The sequence below is a fragment of the Yersinia enterocolitica genome, assembly GCA_002082245.2.
Lineage (GTDB): Bacteria > Pseudomonadota > Gammaproteobacteria > Enterobacterales > Enterobacteriaceae > Yersinia > Yersinia enterocolitica_E.
In genome coordinates this window covers 1,071,801-1,096,454 of record NBTC02000002.1, presented here as the reverse complement: position 1 = coordinate 1,096,454, position 24,654 = coordinate 1,071,801, and the positions used below count along the sequence as shown (strand labels likewise).

Genomic DNA, 24,654 nt, shown 5'->3' with positions numbered 1-24,654 from the left:
GCGCCGATTGATCATTACAGCCCACTGGCGGGCTGTAAATAATTGAATACCGCCCAAGAAGGAAAAAGCATGCCTCGCCCGATATCCGCTACGCTTCATTTATCTGCCTTACGCCATAACCTCAGTATTGTTCACCGTCTTGCCGGGGCCGCTAAAATTTGGTCAGTGGTAAAAGCCAATGCCTACGGCCATGGTCTGGCCCGCATTTGGCAAGGGCTGGATGCAACCGATGGTTTTGCGTTATTGGATTTAAATGAAGCGATAATGTTGCGTGAACAGGGCTGGCAAGGGCCAATTTTGCTGCTTGAGGGGTTCTTTCGTGCGCAAGATATAGTCCTGATCGACCACTACCGGTTAACCACCGTGGTACACAGTGACTGGCAGCTTGACGCCATCAAAGCGGCGCGGCTGAGCACACCACTCGATATTTATTTAAAACTTAATAGCGGCATGAATCGCTTAGGTTTTCCCATCGGGCAGGCAGAGGCCATCTGGCAATGGGCTAACAGTATAAATAACATCGGCAAGGTGACGCTAATGAGCCACTTTGCCAATGCAGATAACCATATTGGTGCCAGCGAGCAATTCACGCAGATTCAGCAGGCCAGTGGGCATCTGGTGGCTGCGCGCAGCTTTGCCAACTCGGCGGCAATATTGCGCAATCCTGAAACCCACTTTGATTGGGTGCGGCCAGGTATTATCCTCTATGGCGCGTCACCCAGTGGTGATGTAAGCGATATCGCTGGCATTGGATTGCGCCCGGTAATGGAGCTGCACAGCGAAATTATCGCCATACAGACGCTCTCAGCAGGGCACAGTGTTGGCTATGGCAGCCGCTACAGTGCCACAGGCACACAGCGCATCGGTGTCGTCGCCTGCGGTTATGCTGATGGTTATCCACGGCTGGCTCCCAGCGGCACGCCCATCAGGGTGGATGGCATACTGACTCATACGGTGGGGTCGATTTCAATGGATATGCTAACCGTAGATTTGACACCCTGTCCGCAGGCACAAATGGGGAGTAAAGTTGAGATCTGGGGGGATAATCTTCCTATCGATGATGTGGCGGCGGCGGCAGGCACCGTGGGGTATGAGTTGATGTGTGCACTGGCGAGTCGCGTTAGCGTCATCACCGAGCGCACTTAGGTTGTTTTTAGTTTATTTTCTGCAAGTTACCACGGACATGCTTACTGGCACGGCGTGCCTGCCAAGCCAGTAGACACCCTGCCAGCATTACGATGGCGAGTGATAATTTAGGCTCAATTGGTAAGGACATTGCCAGCAAGCCTAATCCAGCTCCCCCGGCCATTTGCACAAAACCCACCAGCGCGGAGGCGACACCGGCTTCATTGGCATAGGGCTCCAATGCATAACTGGTGGCTGGCCCCATCATAAAGGCTAAACCGGCACAGGCACTGGCAACGGGTAACATATACACCAGCCAGTGTTGCTGTATTTCTGCCGACAGTTGCGTCAGACCAAATAATAACCCTAGACACCCCAGCGCCATCAACAGGCTGCCGGTCATCAGGCAGGTAGGGCGGCCGATTTTTTGGATAATACGGTTAGCAATAAAACTGACCGCCATGATCCAAAAGCCATTGGCACCGAACACCAGTGAGAACTGTAATGGACTGAGTCCTGCGCCCACCATCAATACGTTGGGTGCCAGCGAGACATAAGTTAAGGCCATGCCCATAGCGCCCGCGTTCACCAGTGCGAAAATCAGAAAACGGTCATCACGTAAGATGCGCAGATAGTTCTTTATCGGCAAGCCCTTAACGGCTTGGGTACCCGCTGGCCGTGTTTCTGGCAGGAAGATAATTATCAGAATTAATACCAGCAAGCCATATAACGCCAGGAACCAGAATGGGGCGCGCCAGCCAAAGGCTTCCGCCAATAAACCACCGAGCAAGGGGGCCAATGCGGGTACGATATTTAACGTCCCATTAAGGAAACCAAAAGCGCGCGCGGCCTCATTACCGTTGAGGCGGTCACGCACCCCACTGAATGCCACCACCGCAGTACAGCAAACAGCGACACCTTGTAACAGGCGAGAACTGACAAACATCAGCGGGCTGACTGCCAGTGCAGCCATCGCGGCCCCCAGCATGTAGAGAATAATACCGATGATGGCTATGGGTTTACGCCCATACTTATCGACTAATGGCCCAGCAATCAGCTGACCAATACCCAGTACCAGAATAAACAAGGCAATAGTGGATTGAATCAGCGACTCGCTACTGTTTAGCCCCTTGGCTATCGCGGGAATCGTGGGTAAGTAGAGGTCGATGCCCAATGGGCCGAGCAGAATCAGGCTTAACAGCAGAAAAAGAAATTTTTGCATAACAAAAAAACAACATCCAGATTGCAAAGGCGACAAGAATAAAGAATTTATCGACGAATGAAAAGGTTAGCCATAGCCAACCAAACGATAGTGACAATGTCACCTATTGGTGTTCTAAATCGACTAATAGGGTACTACAACTAATAATTAATCTCTTGTTATTGATTAGCTACTGCTACTAGTCGTGCGATGCTCTAACCACTGTTCTAGTTTCACGGCAGGTAATGCCTCGGAAAAAAGAAAACCTTGGCCTATTTGATAACCTTGGCGGCTCAATAATGTACGTTGCGCCTCGTTTTCTACCCCTTCGACAATCACTGATAGTTGCAAACTTTCACCAATACGGATCACCGCCTCACTTAACGTTCGGCTGGTTTCGTCATGCTCAAGATCATGGACAAAACTTTTATCCAGTTTGATTTCATCAAGATCCAAATGGCGCAGATAACTCAGACTGGAATAGCCGGTACCAAAGTCATCCATTGATAAACGCACGCCCAGTCGATGAATTTTTTCTATAGTGGCAAAAATCGCCGGATTATTTGCAATTAATATGTCTTCGGTGATTTCCAGCGTGAGATCCTGCGGCGGCAAGTGGTAATGCTGCAAGATATGTAAAATCATGTCCGGCAAGCCTGGATTATGGAAATTGGTCGGCGATAAGTTCACTGAAACCGAGGGCACATCAATACTCCGTAAACGCCAGTCCGCCAACTGTTGACAAGCCGTCTCAATCGCCCACAGAGCCAGTTCGTTGATCAGCCCGCACTCTTCAGCAATAGGAATAAAACGCTGTGGAGGAATGTTCCCCAGTATGGGGTGAACCCAGCGACTAAGGGCTTCCACACCATATAGGTGCCCATCTTTTAACATCACTTGTGGTTGATAAAATAACTCAAGAGACCCGATATGAAATGCATGACGCAGAGCATCTTCCATATCCTGGCGCTGTTGATTGAGATTATTCATCTCTGCACTGAAGAAATTGAAATGACCATGTCCCATATTCTTGGCTTTATGCATGGCAATGTCGGCGTGATTCATCAGCGCATCCATTTCTAAACCATTCTCAGGATACAAACTGATCCCGACACTGGCCGAAGGAATAATATTGACGTTGGCTATCTGACAGGGCTGAGACAGCAGACTGAGCATTTTCTCAACTTTCACGGTAGCCTGCTGCATGGTGCAGGGGGCTAAAATGATAATAAACTCGTCGCCCGATAAGCGGCCGATAATGTCACTTTTTGGCATGTCGTTGCGCAACCGTTGGGCAATCAAGGCAAGTAATTCATCACCGGCGGCCAGGCCGAGTGAATCATTAACTTGTTTAAAACGGTCCAGATTAATGATTAATACTGCCAGTGTGTAATCCATTTCAGCGGCAAGGGCGATAGCTTGTTTGGCATAAACCAGAAACTGAGTGCGGTTAGGCAAGCCAGTCAGGGAGTCATAAAAAGCCAAATGCTGAATTTGCTGACGTGATTGCTCCCGTTCCATCGCCAATGAGCACAAATTTGCGATTAATTTGACCAACTGATGGTGGAACTCGCTGGGGCCTTGCACTTCTTTGTAGTAAAAGGCAAATGTGCCCAGAACATCCCCCTGGCTTGACAGAATAGGCGTCGACCAACAAGCTAACAAACCATGGGGTAGAATTAGGTGCCGATAGTTCTCCCATAATGGGTCAGTGGCAATATCATGGACTTCAACCGGTTCTTTACGAAATGCGGCGGTGCCACATGAGCCAGATACCGGGCCAATAGGCACACAGGCCAGCGCCGCAGTATAAATCAGGGGTAGGTTGGGTGCTGCGAGATGGCTGAGGTAGTTGTGCCCGCTGGCTTGCAAAATACTGGCGGTCACCTCGGGGGCAATCCGCTCAACTTCGCGGCACAGCAAAGACATCACTTCTTCCAGTGGCAGCTCTTTAACCAGTGCTTCCAGCACCTTATATTGCAACACTTCATACATTTTGGTCAGCGTGATATCAGTCAACACACCAATGCTATAACTCGGTTTACCCTGCTCATCAACTAGCGAGTTGATAATGGCGGAACACCAATGCGGCTGTTTGTCTTTGCTGTAGAATAACTCTTTGGGTAGTAATTGCTGATGTGAATTTGGCGAAGTGGAATCAATTAACCCCAGTTGTTCAGGATGTGCACTCTGGAGTAAATCGACCATGCTCTGGCCCAGAGCCTGTTCGGGTGTATAACCGAATAACTTAGTAAAACCTTGATTAATATAAACTGCTTGTTGCCCGTGATCACTATTAGCGGCAATAAACATTGCGCTGTCGCTGCGATCAGTTAATTGGGTTAAAAGTTCTACCCACTCTTGAGTGGCTTTTTGTTGCTCAATTAAAAAAGTAATGTCCTTAGCAATTTTCACCATCCGGGTAACGCTACCCCCTGGGCCTGGTACCGGTTGATAGATGGCGGCCAGCCAGACCGTGGATCCGTCTTTGTGCAATCGTTCAAAACGGCCCTCAACGGACTTCCCCGCCAGTAAAGATTTCTTCAGTGTCTGATACTCGTCGCTACTGGCATATTGTGGATGGCAAAACATAAGATGATGTTGACCAATGACTTCATCACGTTGATAGCCAAAATAATCAAGGTAGTTTTGATTAACCGCAATTATGCGACTGTTGAGATCAAACTCAATGATGGCTAATGAGCGGTCCAATGCACTTAATAACGCACTACTTTCGTCGTATTCAGACTGCGTGGCATCCTGCGATGCTGCTGTTTTTTTGGGCTTCATGATGAATTCCTATGTAAAAGAAGCGCTTGGCAGTCGTATTACGTAAATGAATTACCACTGTAACCATTGGATAGCACTATTTTTAAATAAATAAAATAGGATAAATGACAAATATTCCAATACGAATTAATAGCATCAAGATTAAAAAAATACGGCCGTCTTATTTAAGCTGGTGGTATTTCAATACATCGCTCTGTGTCCACACCATGAACATCATTGTGTTAATCAGCCAGTGATAAATAGAGGAATAAGTAATATTAAGTTTAGTCGATATCCAGATAGCTAAATGTGGGATTGATTGCTGGCACGTGACAGCAATCAATCTATTTCCGACTAAGGTCTATTTTTAAACGGTGGGATGCTTTGCTGGAAGGTAACCGGCCATTACCTGACAAAAACCTCGTCAGGCAATGGCGGATAGATAAAGGGTTATGAGTGGGTATCCATTGAGCCAAAACGACCGCCGTTAAAATCAGCGATGGCCTCGATTATCTGCTGCTGAGTGTTCATCACAAATGGCCCGTGACCGATAATAGGTTCATCAATCGGCTCACCACTCAGTAGCAACAGCACTGCATCATTATTGGCCTCAATAGTTACATTGCTGCCAGCCGCATCCAGTAATACCATTTCGGCATCGCGGGCAACGGCATCGCCATTGACCAATACGGTACCACGCAACACAATTAATGCCGTGTTCCAGCCAATAGGCAGTGAAAATTCCGTACTTTTACCCTGATTCAGCCGTATATCCCAGACGTTTAGTGGTGAGAATGTCTGAGCAGGGCCATTTTTACCTGCATACTCACCGGCTATCACCCGCAGGCTGCCAGCATCTTCAGCTAGCACTACCTGAGGAATAGTTTCACTGCGAATGGCCTGATAACCAGGATCTGCCATTTTGTTTTTTGCGGGCAGATTGACCCACAATTGCACCATTTCAAAGGCACCGCCACGTTGTGCGAACATATCTGAATGAAACTCTTCATGCAGAATCCCGCCACCTGCCGTCATCCACTGCACGTCACCAGGGCCAATAACGCCGCCTTTGCCGGTGGAGTCCCGATGTTCAACTTCGCCGTGATAAACGATGGTGACAGTTTCAAAACCACGATGCGGGTGTTGCCCGACCCCCCGGCGATGTTTGGTCGGGGTAAAATCCATCGGCCCGGCATAGTCCAGCAGCAGGAACGGGCTGAGCTGTTTACCATGGCTTTGATATGAAAACAGTGAGCGAACCGGAAAACCATCTCCCACCCAATGCTGGCGAGGTGCGCGATAAATACCTTGAACTTTTTTCATCGTAAACTCCTTACAAACATCATCAATGAGGTATTGCAGCCCGGTACAACCTCTGGCCGGGCTTCATGTTGGATAAAGTATATAATTAGGATAATTTAAGCAGTAGATAGCAAAATTAGTTATCACTGTTCTATTATCAGAACAATGATGACGTTATCTTTGGCAAGTAATACAGAGGCAGGTTATGCAAGATCTTAATGATCTCTACTATTACGCAGAAGTGGTGGAACACGGTGGATTCAGTGCTGCCGCGCGGGTATTGGGTTTGCCAAAATCAAAACTGAGCCGACGGCTGGCATTGTTGGAAGAGCGATTGGGCGTGCGTTTAATTCAGCGTTCAACCCGCCGTTTTGCGGTTACCGAGGTGGGGCGTACCTACTACGAACACTGTAAAGCGATGCTGGAAGAGGCCAACGCCGCTCAGGAATCAATTGACTTAACACGGGCAGAACCCCGTGGTGTGGTGCGCATCACCTGCCCAGTGGCGCTATTACAGGCCACAGTTAGCACCATGCTGGCGGATTTCATGGTCAGTTGTCCTTTGGTGACGATTTATCTTGAATCGACCAATCGACAAGTGGACCCGATTGCTGAAGCCATTGATATTGCCATTCGGGTTCGGCCACCGCCGTTGCAAGACAGTGATTTGGTGTTGAAGGTGTTGGGTAACCGTTGTCAGTGTCTGGTGGCCAGCCCGGATTTGGTGGCACGACAAGGTATCGTCAATGTTCCGGCAGATCTGACTGGCTGGCCAAGTCTTGGCTTGGGCCGCGCGCCCCAAGAATTTATCTGGCATTTAGCCGGACCAGAGGGCGCGCATGCCGCGATTTATCACCAGCCCAGATTGGTGACGGCCGACATGACAACGCTTCGTAGCGCAGCACTGAGTGGTGTCGGGGCAGTACAGCTCCCGGTTATGATGGTGGCAGATCAACTGATGGCCGGAACGCTGATTCGCTTATTACCGGATTGGGTATTACGCCATGAGATTATTCATGCGGTATATCCATCACGGCGGGGATTACTGCCGTCTGTTCGCAGTGTGCTTGATCATCTGGCGTTGCGGTTTAGCCAACTCGAAGACCAATAGCCAAGCCTTTGCATAGCTGAGCCGCGGGTAACGCGGCAAGTTATACCGACTCAATGCTTGTGGCGGTGATGTGAATCCGGGTAATGCGGGTGAGAGTGTGCCAGTGGCTGATGTTGATGGCGATGCTTATGCGCCACACCGACTGTCACAGGGAAATCATGTGCATGTTGATGATGTGCGTCATGGTGATGTTCATGTTCATGCAGCAATTCATCATGGATATGCTGATGGGCATGCTGTTCAGTGAGATGCAATGCGATCCCTACAGCCATCAGGAGACCCGCCACGACGAGTGGTATAGTGACAGTGTCACCCATAATAACGGCCAATACAGCCCCTAAAAATGGGGCAATAGAGAAATAAGCACCAGTACGAGCAGTGCCAAGATGGCGCAGGCCGATAACAAAGAGTGCCAAACTCACGCCATAGGCAAAAAATCCTACCAGAAGGGCACCGGCCAGATTTGTCAGTGGTGGCAATGTTGCGCCGAGGACAAAAGCCAGCCCGAGATTGACGATACCGGCAACCAGTCCTTTGACTGACGCAATCCAGGTGGCATCCGTCAATGAAACCTTACGGGTCAGATTGTTATCAATCCCCCAGGCAAAGCAAGCACCCAGAATTGCCAGTGTTGGCCACCATCCGGCAAAACGCGCTTCACCCGGCCAACTTAAAATAGCTGCACCGGCCACAATCACTATCATGCCAAGGGCGATGCGACGGTCAAAATTCTCTTTAAACGCGAACCAGGCCAGTAGGGCGGTAAATACCCCTTCGGCATTAAGCAATAATGATGCGCCAGATGCAGGCATACCCGTTAGCCCTATCATCAGCAGAACCGGGGCAACAATCCCTCCAGCCGTAATGGCACCAATAAACCACCGCCGTTCGTTGCGAGGTAGGCTCACGGCTGTTGCTTGGGTGAGCAGACGATAGAGCGCCAGACCGGCACCTGAGCCAAAATAGAGCAGGCCCGCCAGTAGCCATGGACTGACCGTATTGAGTAACTGTTTTGCCAGCGGGGTTCCGGCACCAAACAGCACCGCAGCACTTAATGCGGCTAATACACCGGGCTGTCGTAATCCATCATGCCATTTCATCGATTCAACTCTGAAAATAAGGTCGTAGTGGCAATTTTAGCCCATGAAAAAGCCGGGAAACCATTCCTGTCATGGAAAAAGTTGACCGGCTAATTTTAGTATTAATTATCAACGGTTTGTTTGTGGAACAACTCACGGAATACCGGGTAGATATCTTCAGGTTCTCGGATGTGTTGCATGGCAAAGTTGTCAAATTTTGCCTGTAAGTCTTCATATTCCCGCCACAGAGTCTGGTGTGCGCGCCGGGTTATCTCGATGTAGCTATAGTAACGCACCATTGGCAGGAGCTTTTGGGCCAGTAACTCATGACACAGTGGTGAATCATCGGCCCAGTTATCGCCGTCTGAGGCTTGGGCTGCATAGATATTCCACTGCGTTGGGTCGTAACGTTCCTGAACCACTTCTTCCATCAATTTCAGGGCACTGGAGACAATTGTTCCGCCGGTTTCCTGCGAATAGAAGAATTCTTGCTCATCAACTTCTTTCGCTTGAGTATGGTGACGGATATACACGACATCAACGTTTTTATAGGTACGGCTCAGGAACAGATAAAGCAGGATGTAGAAGCGCTTTGCCATGTCCTTGGTGGCCTGATCCATCGAACCTGACACATCCATCAGGCAGAACATCACCGCCTGGCTGGATGGCTCAGGACGCCGTTCATAGTTCTTATAACGTAAATCGAAGGTATCGATAAACGGAACCCGCGCGATTTTTTGCTTTAATTCAGCAATGGCTTTACGTACACGTTCTTCTTCCAGCAATTGTGCTGGTTCCGTGTTTTCCAGTACGTTCAGCGTTTCTTCCAATTCGCGTAACTCACGGCGCTTACTGGCTGTCATGGCGGTACGACGCGCCAGTGAGTTTTGCAGTGAGCGCACCACGCTGATATTGGCGGGCACGCCATTCGAGGTATAACCCGCACGATGGGTTTTGAATTCGGTCAACTGCTTATACTGATTTTTCTTCAGATTGGGCAGCGCAAGGTCTTCAAACAGTAAGTCGAGGTATTCATCTTTGGAAATCTGAAAGACAAACTCATCCTCGCCTTCACCGTCCTGACCGGCATTACCCTGACCACTGCCGCCGCCTCCACCGCCACCTTGAGGGCGCTCCACTCGGTCATTGGTGACAAAATGGTCATTGCCAGGATGTACCCGGTGGCGTAACCCACCACGGCCCTGATGGAACATCGGCTCATTGATATCATCAATAGGTATCGAAACTGACTCGCCGCTCTCAATATCAGTAACTGATCTTTTATTGATGGCATCGGCAATCGACTGTTTAATTTGCGACTTATAGCGGCGCAAAAAGCGCTGGCGATTGACCATGCTCTTATTCTTGCCGTTAAGTCGTCTGTCAATAAAGTAGCCCATATATCCCCCAAACGACTTTGTCACTGTCCCTGCATCTTTCACGCGGTAGCTGTGTTGGCTGCCATCACTCACCCCAGTCACTTAGTAGACTAAGCTCCTGGGGCTTCGTTCAGTTGCCGCCTTACTACAACGTGAAATCTATTGGGTCTATACCTACGATTCCGTAGTGAATCGGTAAATGGGTTATGACGATTTTCTCACCCGCAGATACCATTCACACAGCAAACGAACTTGCTTACGGGTATAGCCTTTCTCCATCATCCGATCGACAAAATCATCATGTTTTTTCTGCTCATCCGTTGAGGTCTTGGCATTAAAGGAGATAACCGGCAGTAACTCTTCGGTGTTAGAGAACATTTTCTTCTCGATAACCGTGCGCAGCTTCTCGTAACTGGTCCAGTTTGGATTACGGCCATTGTTATTGGCTCTGGCACGCAACACAAAATTGACGATTTCATTACGGAAATCTTTCGGGTTGCTGATACCCGCCGGCTTTTCAATTTTCTCCAGTTCAGCATTCAGTGATTCACGGTCAAACAGTTGCCCGGTGTCAGGATCACGGTACTCTTGATCCTGAATCCAGAAATCGGCGTAGATAACATAACGGTCAAAAATATTCTGACCATACTCAGAGTAAGACTCCAGATAGGCGGTTTGAATCTCTTTACCAATAAATTCAGCATATTTCGGGATTAAATAGCCTTTCAGGTGTTCGAGATATTTCTCCGCAACATCTTGTTGGAATTGTTCGCGTTCGATCTGCTGTTCCAGTACGTAGAACAGGTGCACCGGGTTAGCAGCCACCTCAGCGTGGTCGAAGTTAAATACTCTGGAGAGGATTTTAAAGGCAAAACGAGTAGAAAGGCCGTTCATACCTTCATCAACCCCAGCGTAGTCGCGATATTCCTGATAAGACTTGGCTTTAGGATCGGTATCTTTCAGGCTCTCACCGTCATACACCCGCATCTTAGAGTAAATACTGGAGTTTTCTGGCTCTTTCATCCTTGAGAGAATCGAGAAGCGTGCCAGCGTTTCCAGCGTGCCAGGTGCACAAGGCGCATGGGTCAACTCACTGTGATTTAACAGTTTGTCGTAAATCTTGATCTCTTCTGATACCCGCAGGCAATAAGGCACTTTGACAATATAAACACGGTCAAGGAATGCCTCATTATTCTTGTTATTACGGAATGTTACCCACTCGGATTCGTTAGAGTGCGCGAGAATTATACCGCTGAATGGCAGGGCGGATATCCCCTCGGTTCCGTTATAGTTCCCTTCTTGTGTCGCGGTCAGTAGTGGGTGCAGCACCTTAATTGGGGCTTTGAACATCTCGACGAATTCCATGATCCCCTGGTTAGCACGGCATAAAGCACCGGAATAACCATAAGCATCGGGATCGTTTTGGGCGTGATTTTCAAGTTTACGGATATCAACTTTACCGACCAGTGCCGAGATATCCTGGTTGTTTTCATCACCGGGTTCGGTTTTCGCTATCGCAATTTGTTCAAGGATAGAAGGCCAGACCTTGATAACTTTGAACTTGGTAATATCACCGCCAAAATCGTGCAGGCGTTTTGCCGCCCATGGCGACATAATCGTACCGAGATAGCGGCTTGGGATACTGTATTCTTTGGCCAGAATCGCCGCATCTTCCTGCGGATTGAACAGACATAACGGGTGGTCATTGACCGGGCTACGTTCACCGTTAGCACTTAAAATATAGATAGGCACCCGTTGCATCAGGGCTTTCAGTCGTTCAGCCAATGATGACTTACCACCACCCACGGGACCCAGCAAATACAGGATCTGTTTCTTCTCTTCCAGCCCTTGGGCGGCGTGTTTGAGATAGGAAACGATCTGCTCTATGGCTTCCTCCATGCCATAAAACTCTTCAAAAGCAGGGTAGCGAGCGATAACCCGATTAGAGAACAGTCGAGACATGCGGGACTCAAGCGCGGTATCGACCATGACTGGCTCACCAATAGCCATCAGCAGACGCTCAGCCGCATTAGCATACGCGCTGCGATCTTGCTGGCAGATTGTGAGGAACTCCTGGAGTGTGAACTCTTCGTCCTTGGCCGCCTCATAGCGCTGGCGATAGTGATCAAATATGTTCATAGCGATGCCCGTCCTGTTTGAATGGTTGGGAACATAAAATAGTAGTAGCGCTTTATTGGGTTAAAATTTTGAAACTACTACCTTATTGTTATGGCCGTGTCTCCTCCAAAGGTCAAGTTAAGCCAGACCACAGATTTGCCACCCCTCAAACAATAAATAACCATTATTTGGTAATTAAATCTATTTATTATTAGATTGGTAGTGTTTTGTATATGATTGCTTGAACTTATCTATTTGAATATCTCGATATTTTATTGTAATCAAATCTACGTAAATTTTTAGGTTGTCAGCCTCTTGGTTATCGGCGATAAGTTATACAAGCAATATCGATATCTGGCTGACATGTGTAAAGATTTCGCCACGGGCAACCAATTGATTTACACTAAGTTAACTAATTATTTTGTTACCAATGGGATTTAATCCGTGAAAAAACATTCTTTAAAAGCCAAGCAAATAAAAACACTGGCTGCTTTAGCAGTCGCTACGGCCGTTTGCATGCCGACGGCAATGGCAGGGACCTGGTCTTTGGGGGCTTCTGCGTTAATCAGCCCAGACCCTTATCGGGGTAAGAATGACCGTGTCTATCCGGTACCTATCATTTCTTATGAAAGCGATAATTTCTACTTCCGTACCTTAGCTGCGGGTTATTACCTGTGGAAAGATGACAATAATCGCTTATCAATCGATGCTTATTACTTACCGCTGCACTTTACGCCAGGTGACAGTGATGATCAGCAGATGAAGCAGTTGGATAAACGCCGCAGTACCATGATGGCGGGGATGTCATATTCTCATATTGAGGATTGGGGGACGTTGCGCGCTATGTTCTCTGGCGATGTGCTGGATAATAGTGGTGGTTTTATCGGCGATTTGGCTTACCTTTACCGCTTTAACGTCGATAGCTGGACGCTGACGCCGGGGGTAGGTTTTAACTGGAACAGTGGTGATCAAAACAGTTATTACTATGGCGTGAGCGGTGCTGAATCTGCCCGTAGTGGCCTGGCGCAATACAACCCAAGTGATAGCTGGTCGCCATATCTTGAGTTGTCGGTGAACTACAACATCAATCCGAATTGGAATGCGTTCTTTACCGGCCGCTATGTGCGCCTGGCCAGTGAAGTGAAAAATAGCCCAATGGTTGATGCATCTTACAGCGGCGTGTTGTGGACTGGCGTGACCTATACTTTCCGCTAATTAATGACGCGGTAATGTTGAGCCATAAAAAATGGGGCATAGCGCCCCATTTTTGTGCCTAACGACATCTGGAACGTTAGCTATTTTTACGGCTACGGATGGTCATGGCAAGACGCGCCGGGGCGTCAAGTGTTGCCACCAACGGCTTATTCACTCGCGCTGTTTCCACGCAAACCATGGTTTTAAAACCCTCGTTTGGCATATCAACCATGCTACTAGACAACTCTGCACCTGGATTCCATGCCACTACATCACTTTGGTGATGATGATGTACTTCAATGGTGCGTTTGAGCGCCGCATCTTTTATCAAGCTATAGGCTTCGGGTTGTGTGTAGATACGGTCAGTCTGGCCGTTGAACACTAAATCGCCTTGTTGTGTGGCATCGGCAATTTTTAGCACTTTATCGAAGTATTTCTCACCCAGGCCACTGACTTTAATCTGGTCGATGTCGCCAATCTGGAAGTAAGTATGTAGCGCGGCTACTGCCTGATAATCACCGTGTGATTCCAGCTCCATTTCGCACTCATCACCTAGCTTGAAGCGGGCAATCAATGTGAAGGCATGCGGCCAGTATTTACGGGATTCATCACTGTCTTCCAGTGTGAAGGTCAGGATAACTCCATTCTCGTTTTCATCATGGGCACTGAGAGTCCATGGCAGTAGACGGGCAAAACCATGAGAAGGTTGTGCTGATGGACCAAACCAAGGCCAACAGATTGGCACGCCACCACGAATAGCGACGCCATCTTTAAACGGCGTGTTATTGCTCAGCCAAATGATAGGTTGCTCACCGCTAGGTTGATAGGCCAGCAAATGAGCGCCTTGTAGGCTTACTGCGGCACGCACCTTCGGATGAGAAACCACCACTACCGGCAATTCATCCAGTTGGCGTTGGCTGATGTAAGGCGAAATTTGTTCAACAACAGGTAGGGTGAATACTTTCTCGTTCATTCGTTTGGCCTTATGGGAAAGGGAGCAGGGATCCTTTGAATTTCAGACTCTCGATAATATCACAGGCTGTAAATCTTGTAGCAAATGGACGACACCGTAGTGGTGAATCATTGATATTGCGCAATTTATTATAACTACAAATAAAAAAGCCACCCGAAGGTGGCTTTTGGCAGAAATCTACATCAATCCATTATTACTTGGAGATGTGAGAGATCAGGTCCAGAACTTTGTTTGAGTAGCCAGTTTCGTTATCGTACCAAGAAACCAGTTTCACAAAGTTGTCGTTCAGCGCGATACCGGCTTTAGCATCGAATACTGAAGTCAGTTTTTCGCCGTTGAAATCGGTAGAAACAACGTCGTCTTCGGTGTAGCCCAGAACGCCTTTCAGCTCGCCTTCTGAAGCCGCTTTGATAGCAGCACAGATTTCTTTGTAAGAAGCTGGTTTTTCCAGACGTGCAGTCAGGTCAACAACTGAAACGTTAGGAGTAGGAACGCGGAACGCCATACCTGTCAGTTTGCCGTTCAGTGCTGGGATAACTTTACCAACTGCTTTAGCGGCACCAGTAGAAGAAGGGATGATGTTCTGGGATGCGCCACGACCGCCGCGCCAGTCTTTATGAGACGGGCCATCAACAGTTTTCTGCGTTGCAGTAGTTGCATGCACAGTGGTCATCAACGCTTCAACGATACCGAACTTGTCGTTGATAACTTTAGCCAGTGGAGCCAGGCAGTTAGTGGTGCAAGAAGCGTTAGAAACGATTTCCTGACCCGCGTATTCTTTGTGGTTGACGCCCATAACAAACATAGGGGTGTCATCTTTAGAAGGACCAGTCAGAACCACTTTCTTAGCACCGGCAGCGATGTGCTTACGTGCTGTTTCGTCGGTCAGGAACAGGCCAGTTGCTTCAGCAACAACGTCAACGTTAACTTCGTTCCACTTCAGGTTAGCCGGATCTCTCTCTGCGGTAACACGGATGGTTTTACCGTTAACAACCAAGTGGCCGTCTTTTACTTCTACAGTACCGTCGAAACGACCGTGGGTAGAGTCGTATTTCAGCATGTACGCCATGTATTCAGCGTCCAACAGGTCGTTGATTGCAACGATTTCGATGTCAGAACGTTCCTGAGCAGCACGGAAAACAATGCGACCGATACGGCCAAAACCGTTGATACCTACTTTGATAGTCATATATTCCACCAGCTATTTGTTAGTGAATAAAAGGTTGGTTGTAAAATTACAAAAACCTTGCCGAGCGTCAAGCGGAATCGTGTCAATTATTGCTACAAATCAAACCAACGACGTTAGATCGAACATTAATCACGCGTTTCCAGATACGATTAGCCTCATTTTTATATTGGGGCGAATTATTCAGTTTAAAGTGAGAATCGGTAATATTTGCGATTTTTATCGCATTTATACCCAAAATGATTGGCGTTGCAGGTAGGCAGCTAGCGAACGAATCCCGATGAGCTTACATTAGTAAGTGATTCGGGTGAATGAGCGTAGCTAACAACCCTGCCGCGTCAAGTATAAAGGGTATATGCGGTTGTCACTTTGATGGCATACAGTTTAGGACAATTTTAACTGCTTTGTTGTTAATTTTTTGTTATTATTAAACGTTGTTTTCGTTGACTTTATTCCCTGCCAGAGAACCGCACAAATGGCTAAAGAACTGAACTCTACACCCGATATTGAGAAACTGTCCGATATTCAGCGTCATGTCACCCAGCAGCGCGGGACAGAAGCCCCGTTTAGTGGCAAATTGCTGCATAACAAACGCGATGGCATCTATGAGTGTCTGTGTTGTCATCAACCTTTGTTTATCTCAGAGTCGAAATTTGACTCTGGCTGTGGTTGGCCGAGTTTTTACCAACCTATCAAAGATGACTCTATCCGCTATATTGATGATAATTCACACAATATGATTCGAGTTGAAATTCGTTGTGGTAATTGTGATGCTCACTTAGGCCATGTTTTCCCCGATGGGCCGCAGCCTACGGGCGAGCGCTATTGCGTGAACTCGGCGTCATTGAATTTTGTTGATGACCAGAATGGCGAGCAGATTGCCGGTTGATACTCAACGATTATGCATGTTGAAAAATCGATTCAGCTTATTATTCGTTTTGCTAAGGATACTTTGATGGAGCTTGAAGACCTGATTTCAGTGATGACACCTGAAATTTATCAACGTTTGATGCAAGCGGTTGAGTTGGGTAAATGGCCGGATGGTGTGGCACTGACACCTGAGCAGAAAGAGAATAGCCTGCAAATGGTAATGCTATGGCAAGCCCGTCACAATGAGGATGCTCAGCATATGAGTATTGGCACTGATGGCCAAATTGTGATGAAAACCAAGCAAGAATTGAAACAGCAATTCAGCCAGCCAACATTGGTAAAACTGAAGCCAGAATAGGGCTGTTACCCACAAGATTTATCAAAATCAACGGAGCCGGGTGAGGCTCCGTTGGTGCTATTTTTATTGCCAGTTATTTGCTTGCTGAATCTATTTCAGCCAGCCACTGTGCCAGTGTTTGTAAGCTTGCCCCTGCTTTATGCATCGTATTTAGGGCGTGTTGACTGTCATGCGGTTGTAGGTTGACCCCGCGACAACCGTCACTGATGACCGTTGTTTGATAACCCAGAGCTAATGCATCCAAGACGCTATATTTCACACAATAATCAGTTGCCAGCCCCATAATGAACAAACGATCTATCCCTTGCTGCCGTAACCACTCATCCAAAGGGGTTTTTGCTCGCCGACCATTGTCAAAAAAAGCGCTGTAGCTATCAATATCAGGATCTTGGCCTTTGCGGAACGTGGCATCAATTGCGTGTTGTTTCAATTGCAGATGTAAGGCGGCCCCTGGCTCATTTTGCACACAATGCACTGGCCACCAAACTTGTGGTAACCCATCCAGCTCACCTACGGTACCCGATTCCGCATTTGAATTGACGGCAAAGCTGCGGTGCCCGGCAGGGTGCCAATCCTGGCTGGCAATAATAGGTATCTTTTTGCTAAGGCAGGCATCAATAGCTTGATTGGCAATGGCAATAACCTGATCACCCTCAGTAACAGCCAGCGCCCCTCCCGGACAAAAGTCATTTTGTAAATCAATTAAAAGCAGTGCCGCATTCATTGATATTCCACCGGATCAGTTAGTGTCAGTGAGTTCACCACGCAGGTTTTGTTGCATTAACCGGCGAATGTCTTCAGGGGTTAAAGATTGACTCAATAAATAATGTAGTTTTGTCAGTGCGGCCTCGACCGTCATATCAAAGCCACTGATAACACCGGCGTGGGCCAATGCATTACCGGTTGCATAGCCTTCCATATTGACTCTACCGGAAATACATTGTGTCAAATTGACTACCACAATACCTCGCTCGCTGGCATTTTTTAACTCATCCAGTAACTCGGCTTTTTGTGGTGCGTTTCCCACACCATAAGAACGTAAAATCAGGGCTTTAACGGGCTGCAACAGGAAGTTGCGCACCACCGCGCCGGATATCCCAGGATAAATAGTCACCACACCGATCGGTTGAGGGGTGATGTTATGGACAATCAATGGCCCATTATTGGCTGGTGACTCGACCGACACCATACGCCGAATATGAATACCAGCCTCAAGCAGTACTGACAGATTCGGGGAGGCAAAAGCATCAAAACCATCAGCATGGGCTTTAGTGGTGCGATTGCCACGGAATAATTTGTTGTTAAAGAACAGACTGACTTCATTCACTGGGTGGTTCGCGGCCAGATAGAGGGCGTTAAGCAAGTTGGTTTGCCCATCAGAGCGTAACTCTGCCAACGGGATCTGAGAGCCGGTAACAATCACTGGCTTGGCCAGATTTTCTAACATGAATGACAGGGCCGAGGCTGTAAATGCCATGGTGTCTGTGCCATGTAAAATAACAAAGCCGTCGTATAAGTCGTAGTTTTGCTCAATATCGTTGGCAATATGCTGCCAGTCCTCGGGTGTCATATCTGAGGAGTCAATTAATGGCGCATATTCATGGATAGTGAAATCAGGCATTTCGGGACGATGGAACTCAGGCATCAGCGCAAGTTGGCGTTGCAGATGGCCGGATACGGGGATGTATCCATGTTCCGAGCGCTGCATACCGATGGTACCGCCAGTATAGGCAACATAAATAGATTTCTTCTGCATAAGCATGAGGGCCTGAAAAGTAGTACTGAATAAGATGAGTGAATTATAGGGAGACTGACGAGGAAAAAAAGCCCGGCGGGTGCCGGGCGGAGTATTTTGATTAATTTTCTAGCGGACATCACCACAGGTTAGGCATAACGCATAGCGATTCTGCGGGTCATTCAATGTACTGAGTAAACTTGGCTGCTCTTTCACGGCTTGCGCCATAGCAGATAGCGGGGCAGGTATCCAAGCCTGAATGGCGGCGGGTAACATGGCCTGTACCGATGCGCTCATTTGGCCGAAAATCAAGTCACTAAGACTCGGCTCATCAACAAACCAATTCAACTGCCAGGTTTTCAGTTGTGCCAGCTCCGCGACCTTCTTCACCGCGTCATCAAAGTCACCTAACTGATCCACCAGACCGTTACTTTTAGCATCAATCCCAAGCCACACATGGCCCTGTGCGATTTGATCCACTTGTTCAGGGGTTTTATGACGTGAAGTTGCGACCAGGTCAATAAAGGTCTTGTAGCCATTTTCGATATTAATTTGCATCATCTGCGAAAACTCAGGCGGCAAGTTTTTAGTAATCGAAATATCGGCTAATGGCGACGTGGCTACGCCGTCAGTATGAACACCAATACTTTCCAGTGAATTTTGGAAGGTATTAATCACGCCGAAAATACCAATCGAGCCGGTAAGGGTGCTCGGGCTGGCAACGATATAGTTAGCGGGTGTGGAGATCCAATACCCACCCGATGCCGCCATTCCCCCCATCGATACCACCAAGGGTTTATTGGCTGCGCGTAACGCCGCTAATTCTGAACGAATCAACTCAGAGGCGCTGACACTGCCCCCAGGGCTATTTACTCGCAGAATTACGGCTTTAATTTTTGGATCTAAACGCGCCTGGCGAATCTGTGCTGCCAGCGAGTCGCCACCCACGTTGCCCGGAGTTTGCGGACCATCAATGATGGCGCCGTTAGCAAAAATAACCGCTATCTGCTCGCCCTGCTGTGGTGTAGGTACCGGTTGATAGTCATAAATACTGACGTAATTAAAGTCGTTATTCTTTTTATCCCAACCAAAGGTTTTAACCAACTCGGTTTCTACCTCAGGGCGTGACGCTAATGTATCCACCAGTTTATTGTCCAGCGCATATTTTGCCGGAGAACCGCCAGCGGCTTGCAACCCACTGATAACACCCGCGGCACCTGGGAACAGTTGCTCTGGCGTTAACTGCCGGTTGGCAGCAACAGCAGTAAGATAATTTTGCCATAACCCACCAATCCAGCGGCTGTCTGCTTCACGTGCAGCCGGTGACATATCATCACGAATCATCGGTTCAACCGCGGACTTGTAGGTGCCAACCCGGAAGATATTAGTGGTGACTTTAAGTTTTTCCAGCAACGATTTGTAATAGAGGTTATTACTGGCGAAACCATGCAGATCGACCGCCCCTTGTGGCGATAGATAGATTTTATTAGCAAAGCTGGCTAAATAGTATTGGGTTTGATTATAGCTATCGCCAATTGCATAGATTGGCTTACCGCTGTCACGGAATTCCCGCAGCGCTTTACCTATATATTGCAATGAAGGTTGGTCGGCACCGGTAAAATCACTCAGTGACAGCACCAAACCGGTAATATTTTTATCGGTTTTTGCCAGACGAATAGTTTCGACAATATCAAACAGCGAGTTTTCCTGTAGGCGATTACTGGATGCCCCTAAGAACTCACGCCCCAATTGACGTAATTTATTGTTTACCGCGGGCTGATCAACCACCACGCCACTTAAATTTACCAGCAGCGCGCCTTTAACCGGTTCTGCTGGTTTACTTTGGAACTGAAGGTAAATACCCACACCGACTAAAATTAACAGTATTAAGAACAGATTAAGAATAAATTCCCTGACGAAATTAAGCAGACGCCAGGTCCACTTGAAAAAGCCAGCAATAATTCGCCACAAAGTGCGCATGTTATCTCCAACAAAACCGGGCAAGTACGGTTATCCTAATGACCTGACGAACAAATGTCAGCTTTAAATCACTGTTAAGCCTAGCCGAAAGGTCAACACTGGCAACAAAACGACAACTTATGCTACCGTGCTGAAAATGAAAATCGTTATCAGGAGAGAATGATGGATGCGTTAGAACTGTTACTTAACCGCCGTTCGGCGTCCCGTTTGACCACCCCAGCCCCAACGGGTGAGGCATTGGATCATATTATCCATGCGGGCATGCGGGCACCTGACCATGGCACATTGCAGCCATGGCGCTTTATTTTGATTGAAAATGAGGGGCTAGAACGTTTTAGTCAATTGTTACAACAAGCAGTGCAACATGATGGTGCTGATGACGCCGTATTGGAAAAAGCAAAACAAGCGCCGTTTCGTGCGCCGCTGATTATTACCGTTATTGCTCATGTCACTGAAAACCCCAAAGTGCCCAATTGGGAACAAGTGGTTTCCGCCGGTTGTGCGGTACAAGCGATGCAAATGGCCGCACTGGCTCAAGGCTTTAATGGTATCTGGCGTACCGGCTCCTGGACCCATCATCACGTGGTTCGTCAGGGGTTTGCCTGCCGTGAACAAGATGAAATAGTCGGCTTCCTTTATCTCGGCACACCACAACTGAAATCAGCGACGAAAGTGACCCCACTGGATTACACCACTTTTGTGAGCTATTTCTGATAGTTATATGGTCTATAATCAATAGGTTTCAAGGCGGCAGCGAAGAAGCAAATCGCTTGGGGCCGTCTTGAACATCACAGCTTATGCACTTTTATAGGAACTAAGCTGTGTTTTCGTCTGCTTTGTGACCAACCTATCTGCCCGACAGCGGCCTCTACTTACCAAGCCACGCCATAGGCGCTACCATAGGCAGTCTGGATACTAGGCCTACGAGCATAATTCCTCAATAAACTGCTTATTACTGACCATCACACGGGAGAGTGTTATGACACCGCCAGCGATACGTCTTACCCAATACAGCCACGGAGCGGGGTGCGGTTGCAAAATTTCGCCCAAAGTTTTGGATAAGATATTGCATACCGATCAGCAGAAGCTTCTTGACCCCCGGCTGTTGGTGGGGAATGAAACGCGTGATGATGCAGCAGTTTATGATATTGGCGGCGGTGTTGGCATCATCAGCACTACCGACTTTTTTATGCCGATCGTTGACGATCCCTTTGATTTTGGCCGAATTGCAGCCACCAATGCTATCAGTGATATCTATGCGATGGGGGGTAAACCCATTATGGCGATTGCCATCCTGGGCTGGCCGATAGATAAACTGGCACCTGAAGTTGCCCAACAGGTTATCGAGGGCGGGCGCTATGTTTGCCAGCAGGCCGGTATTTCTCTGGCAGGGGGGCATTCCATTGATGCGCCTGAGCCGATTTTCGGTCTGGCGGTCACCGGAATCGTCAGCACTGAGCAGGTTAAGAAAAACAGTGCCGCACAGGCTGGTTGTAAGCTATTTCTGACCAAACCGCTGGGTATTGGTATTCTGACGACGGCAGAAAAGAAAAGTAAGTTGCGACCTGAACATCAAGGGGTAGCAACAGAAACCATGTGTCAGTTGAATAAATCAGGGGCGGACTTTGCCAGTATTGCCGGTGTCACTGCCATGACCGATGTTACCGGGTTCGGCCTGTTAGGGCATTTAAGCGAGATTTGTCAAGGGTCCGGTGTTCAGGCCAAATTACATTTCTCGGCTATACCGCGATTACCTGCGGTTGAAGAGTATATTGCTGCGGGTTGTGTGCCGGGGGGAACTGGGCGTAATTTTGACAGTTATGGCCATCTGATCGGCGAGATGACCGAGTTACAGAAAACGTTATTGTGTGACCCACAGACTTCCGGTGGTTTGTTGTTAGCCGTATTGCCTGAAGCGGAGGCTCAGGTGCAGGCTATTGCGGCTCAGCACGGTATGACGCTCAGTTCTATTGGCGAGTTGAGCTCTGTGGATAACCGCCGGGCGTTGATTGAGATTACAGAATGACCTTTTCTTTGATGCATTTTTGCGGTGAATGATGCGACTTTTTATTGCTGAAAAACCCAGTTTGGCGCGGGCGATTGCCGATATTTTGCCAAAGCCGCATCGTCGAGGCGATGGATTTATTGCCTGTGGCAGTGATCAAATGGTGACTTGGTGTGTGGGTCACTTGCTGGAACAGGCCCAACCTGATGCTTATGACAGCCGCTATGCACGTTGGTCGTTAGCTGATTTACCTATTATTCCTGAAAAATGGCAACTACAGCCTCGGCCCTCGGTCAGTAAGCAATTGAATGTTATCAAACAACTTTTGCAACAGGCCGACGAAGTGGTGCATGCCGGTGACCCAGACCGCGAAGGGCAACTGTTGGTTGATGAAGTATTGGATTACCTCGATTTGGTGGCAGAGAAGCGGCAAAATGTCCGCCGTTGCCTGATTAACGATCTCAACCCGCAGGCAGTGGAGCGTGCGGTGGAGCGTTTGCGTTATAACCGCGAGTTTATCCCGTTATGTGTTTCGGCATTGGCCCGCGCCAGAGCCGATTGGCTATATGGCATCAATATGACCCGTGCCTATACTATTCTTGGGCGTAATGCAGGTTATGATGGTGTTTTGTCAGTAGGGCGGGTACAAACGCCGGTATTAGGCTTGGTTGTCCGCCGTGACGAAGAAATTGAAGATTTTATTCCCAAAGACTTTTTCGAAGTTAAAGCCCATATTGTCACGCCTGCGGATGAGCGTTTTATTGCCCTATGGCAGCCGAGTGATTCTTGCGAGTCATATCAGGATGAAGAAGGGCGCTTGTTGCATCGGCCACTGGCTGAACATGTGGTTAATCGCATCACGGGTCAGCCTGCATTTGTAACTTCCTATAATGATAAACGGGAATCAGAAACCGCACCGTTACCCTTTTCCCTTTCGACATTGCAGATTGAAGCTGCTAAACGCTTCGGTTTGAGCGCTCAGCAAGTTCTGGATATTTGTCAGCGTTTATATGAAACGCACAAATTGATTACGTATCCGCGTTCAGATTGCCGATACCTACCAGAAGAGCATTTCGCTGGGCGTCATTCGGTATTGAATGCCATCAGCATTCATCAGGCTGACTTATTGCCGTTGGAGGTAATGGACAGTGATCGGCGTAATCGCTGCTGGGATGACAAAAAAGTCGATGCCCACCACGCCATTATCCCAACAGCACGGGCCAGTAAGGTGAATCTAACCACTGATGAAGGCAAAGTTTACCGATTGGTAGCACAGCAGTATCTGATGCAATTTTGTCCAGATGCACAATTTCGTAAATGTGTCATTGAGCTCGATATTGCTGGCGGCAAGTTTGTCGCTAAGGCCCGTTTTCTGGCGGAGGCGGGGTGGCGTACCTTGCTTGGTAGCAAAGAGCGCGATGAAGAAAATGAAGGCTCGCCGTTGCCGGTGGTGGAGAAAGGTGCTGAATTATTGTGTGAGCGGGGTGAGGTTGTTGAACGGCAAACTCAGCCGCCACGACCATTTACCGATGCCAGTTTATTATCAGCGATGACCGGAATCGCGCGGTTTGTGCAGGATAAAGAGCTGAAAAAAGTGTTACGTGCAACAGATGGGTTGGGGACTGAGGCAACACGAGCTGGGATTATTGAGCTACTTTTCAAACGTACTTTTTTATTCAAAAAAGGGCGTTATATTCATGCAAGCCCTGCGGGAAGAGCATTGATTCACGCGCTGCCTGATATTGCTGCACGGCCCGATATGACGGCCCATTGGGAATCGACACTGACACAAATCAGTGAGAAAAATTGTCGTTATCAGGATTTCATGCAGCCACTGGTGGCAACATTGCAAGATTTAATCAGTCAGGCAAAACAAAATCGTTCACCTCAGGTTTTTCGCGGGTTGCCAGCAGCACCGTCTGGGGCGATAAAGAAACGTAAAAAAGCACCGTCCAAAACCAAGGATAATAAGTCATGAGAATATTGTTATTGCTAGGTTGTATTGGTTTTGCCTCGCTTATTTCTGCTGCGGCGATGGCCAATCGTAACAATGTCGATGTTGTTGTTCCTTTGCCACCTGAAATATGGAATAACTCATCAAATCGCAACACGAATAATAATCCGTGCACTCGCTGTTGTGTCTATCAAAATCAGAATTATTCTGAAGGTGCTGTATTGCGAGTTGAAGGTGAAGTGTTGCAGTGTGTGCGTGATAGCAGTGTGATCGGTACCAATCCATTGATTTGGAAGCGGTTGACCAGGTAACAGG

The 24,654-nt window shown here is 48.1% G+C and carries 20 protein-coding genes and 1 pseudogene; 10 read left to right on the top strand and 11 right to left on the bottom strand.

The features are described from left to right. The first annotated feature begins 69 nt into the window (after window positions 1-69). Window positions 70-1,146: an alanine racemase gene (gene alr, locus A6J66_006385; GenBank protein PNM23859.1), complete on the top strand. Its 1,077-nt coding sequence runs from the start codon at window positions 70-72 to the stop codon at window positions 1,144-1,146. Window positions 1,147-1,153: 7 nt separating this feature from the next. Here the strand turns inward: alr and A6J66_006380 are convergent, their stop codons facing one another. From A6J66_006380 to A6J66_006370, 3 genes are all read right to left on the bottom strand, one after another. Further along, window positions 1,154-2,347 carry an MFS transporter gene (locus A6J66_006380; GenBank protein PNM23858.1) on the bottom strand — a complete coding sequence of 398 codons (1,194 nt, stop codon included), beginning with the start codon at window positions 2,345-2,347 and terminating at the stop codon, window positions 1,154-1,156. Between the two features lie 165 nt (window positions 2,348-2,512). Further along, window positions 2,513-5,116, bottom strand: a complete 2,604-nt coding sequence (locus tag A6J66_006375; protein PNM23857.1) for a PAS domain S-box protein — start codon at window positions 5,114-5,116, stop codon at window positions 2,513-2,515. Between the two features lie 429 nt (window positions 5,117-5,545). After that, the gene (locus tag A6J66_006370) at window positions 5,546-6,418 is read right to left on the bottom strand and encodes a pirin family protein (protein PNM23856.1); all 873 of its coding nucleotides are present in this window, start codon (window positions 6,416-6,418) and stop codon (window positions 5,546-5,548) included. Between the two features lie 184 nt (window positions 6,419-6,602). Here A6J66_006370 and A6J66_006365 point away from each other — a divergent pair, with 184 nt between their 5' ends. Next, window positions 6,603-7,508 (top strand): LysR family transcriptional regulator, encoded by a 906-nt coding sequence (locus tag A6J66_006365; GenBank protein ID PNM23855.1) that lies wholly within the window; start codon window positions 6,603-6,605, stop codon window positions 7,506-7,508. 50 nt (window positions 7,509-7,558) lie between these two features. Here the strand turns inward: A6J66_006365 and A6J66_006360 are convergent, their stop codons facing one another. The 3 genes from A6J66_006360 to A6J66_006350 form a co-directional block, all read right to left on the bottom strand. After that, window positions 7,559-8,608: an EamA/RhaT family transporter gene (locus tag A6J66_006360; GenBank protein ID PNM23854.1), complete on the bottom strand. Its 1,050-nt coding sequence runs from the start codon at window positions 8,606-8,608 to the stop codon at window positions 7,559-7,561. Window positions 8,609-8,709: 101 nt separating this feature from the next. Further along, on the bottom strand, window positions 8,710-9,987 hold the full coding sequence (locus A6J66_006355; GenBank protein PNM26912.1) for a hypothetical protein: 1,278 nt from the start codon (window positions 9,985-9,987) through the stop codon (window positions 8,710-8,712). A gap of 183 nt (window positions 9,988-10,170) precedes the next feature. Continuing rightward, a complete protein-coding gene (locus tag A6J66_006350) occupies window positions 10,171-12,105 on the bottom strand; it encodes a PrkA family serine protein kinase (GenBank protein ID PNM23853.1) in 1,935 nt (644 codons plus the stop codon). A 38-nt stretch (window positions 12,106-12,143) separates the two neighbouring features. Between A6J66_006350 and A6J66_006345 the strand changes: the two are divergent. Then, window positions 12,144-12,329 (top strand): annotated as a pseudogene (locus A6J66_006345) (hypothetical protein). 199 nt (window positions 12,330-12,528) lie between these two features. Beyond that, the gene (locus tag A6J66_006340) at window positions 12,529-13,299 is read left to right on the top strand and encodes a MipA/OmpV family protein (protein PNM23852.1); all 771 of its coding nucleotides are present in this window, start codon (window positions 12,529-12,531) and stop codon (window positions 13,297-13,299) included. A 76-nt stretch (window positions 13,300-13,375) separates the two neighbouring features. Here the strand turns inward: A6J66_006340 and A6J66_006335 are convergent, their stop codons facing one another. After that, window positions 13,376-14,251, bottom strand: coding sequence for a D-hexose-6-phosphate mutarotase (locus A6J66_006335; protein PNM23851.1), 876 nt, complete (start codon window positions 14,249-14,251; stop codon window positions 13,376-13,378). Between the two features lie 193 nt (window positions 14,252-14,444). Beyond that, the gene (locus A6J66_006330; protein ID PNM23850.1) at window positions 14,445-15,449 is read right to left on the bottom strand and encodes a glyceraldehyde-3-phosphate dehydrogenase; all 1,005 of its coding nucleotides are present in this window, start codon (window positions 15,447-15,449) and stop codon (window positions 14,445-14,447) included. Window positions 15,450-15,912: 463 nt separating this feature from the next. Between A6J66_006330 and msrB the strand changes: the two genes are divergently transcribed. Next, a complete protein-coding gene (gene msrB, locus A6J66_006325; GenBank protein PNM23849.1) occupies window positions 15,913-16,326 on the top strand; it encodes a peptide-methionine (R)-S-oxide reductase in 414 nt (137 codons plus the stop codon). 66 nt (window positions 16,327-16,392) lie between these two features. After that, complete coding sequence (locus tag A6J66_006320; GenBank protein ID PNM26911.1) at window positions 16,393-16,665, top strand: DUF1315 domain-containing protein; 273 nt, start codon at window positions 16,393-16,395, stop codon at window positions 16,663-16,665. 73 nt (window positions 16,666-16,738) lie between these two features. On the opposite strand, the gene A6J66_006315 is transcribed toward A6J66_006320, so the two are convergent. The 3 genes from A6J66_006315 to A6J66_006305 all read right to left on the bottom strand — a co-directional run bounded on the left by A6J66_006315 (window position 16,739) and on the right by A6J66_006305 (window position 20,380). Next, a complete protein-coding gene (locus A6J66_006315) occupies window positions 16,739-17,389 on the bottom strand; it encodes a bifunctional nicotinamidase/pyrazinamidase (GenBank protein ID PNM23848.1) in 651 nt (216 codons plus the stop codon). A gap of 15 nt (window positions 17,390-17,404) precedes the next feature. Continuing rightward, a complete protein-coding gene (locus tag A6J66_006310) occupies window positions 17,405-18,421 on the bottom strand; it encodes an L-asparaginase 1 (protein ID PNM23847.1) in 1,017 nt (338 codons plus the stop codon). 108 nt (window positions 18,422-18,529) lie between these two features. Next, entirely contained in the window at window positions 18,530-20,380 is a 1,851-nt protein-coding gene (locus A6J66_006305) for a signal peptide peptidase A (protein ID PNM23846.1), read from the bottom strand. A 162-nt stretch (window positions 20,381-20,542) separates the two neighbouring features. Between A6J66_006305 and A6J66_006300 the strand changes: the two genes are divergently transcribed. The 4 genes from A6J66_006300 to A6J66_006285 all read left to right on the top strand — a co-directional run bounded on the left by A6J66_006300 (window position 20,543) and on the right by A6J66_006285 (window position 24,650). Next, on the top strand, window positions 20,543-21,094 hold the full coding sequence (locus tag A6J66_006300) for an NAD(P)H nitroreductase (GenBank protein PNM23845.1): 552 nt from the start codon (window positions 20,543-20,545) through the stop codon (window positions 21,092-21,094). 265 nt (window positions 21,095-21,359) lie between these two features. Continuing rightward, window positions 21,360-22,406: a selenide, water dikinase SelD gene (locus tag A6J66_006295; GenBank protein ID PNM23844.1), complete on the top strand. Its 1,047-nt coding sequence runs from the start codon at window positions 21,360-21,362 to the stop codon at window positions 22,404-22,406. Window positions 22,407-22,434: 28 nt separating this feature from the next. Continuing rightward, window positions 22,435-24,363 carry a DNA topoisomerase III gene (locus A6J66_006290; protein PNM23843.1) on the top strand — a complete coding sequence of 643 codons (1,929 nt, stop codon included), beginning with the start codon at window positions 22,435-22,437 and terminating at the stop codon, window positions 24,361-24,363. After that, window positions 24,360-24,650, top strand: coding sequence for a DUF1496 domain-containing protein (locus A6J66_006285; protein ID PNM23842.1), 291 nt, complete (start codon window positions 24,360-24,362; stop codon window positions 24,648-24,650). Before A6J66_006290 ends, A6J66_006285 begins: the two co-directional genes overlap by 4 nt. The last annotated feature ends 4 nt before the right edge of the window (window positions 24,651-24,654 follow it).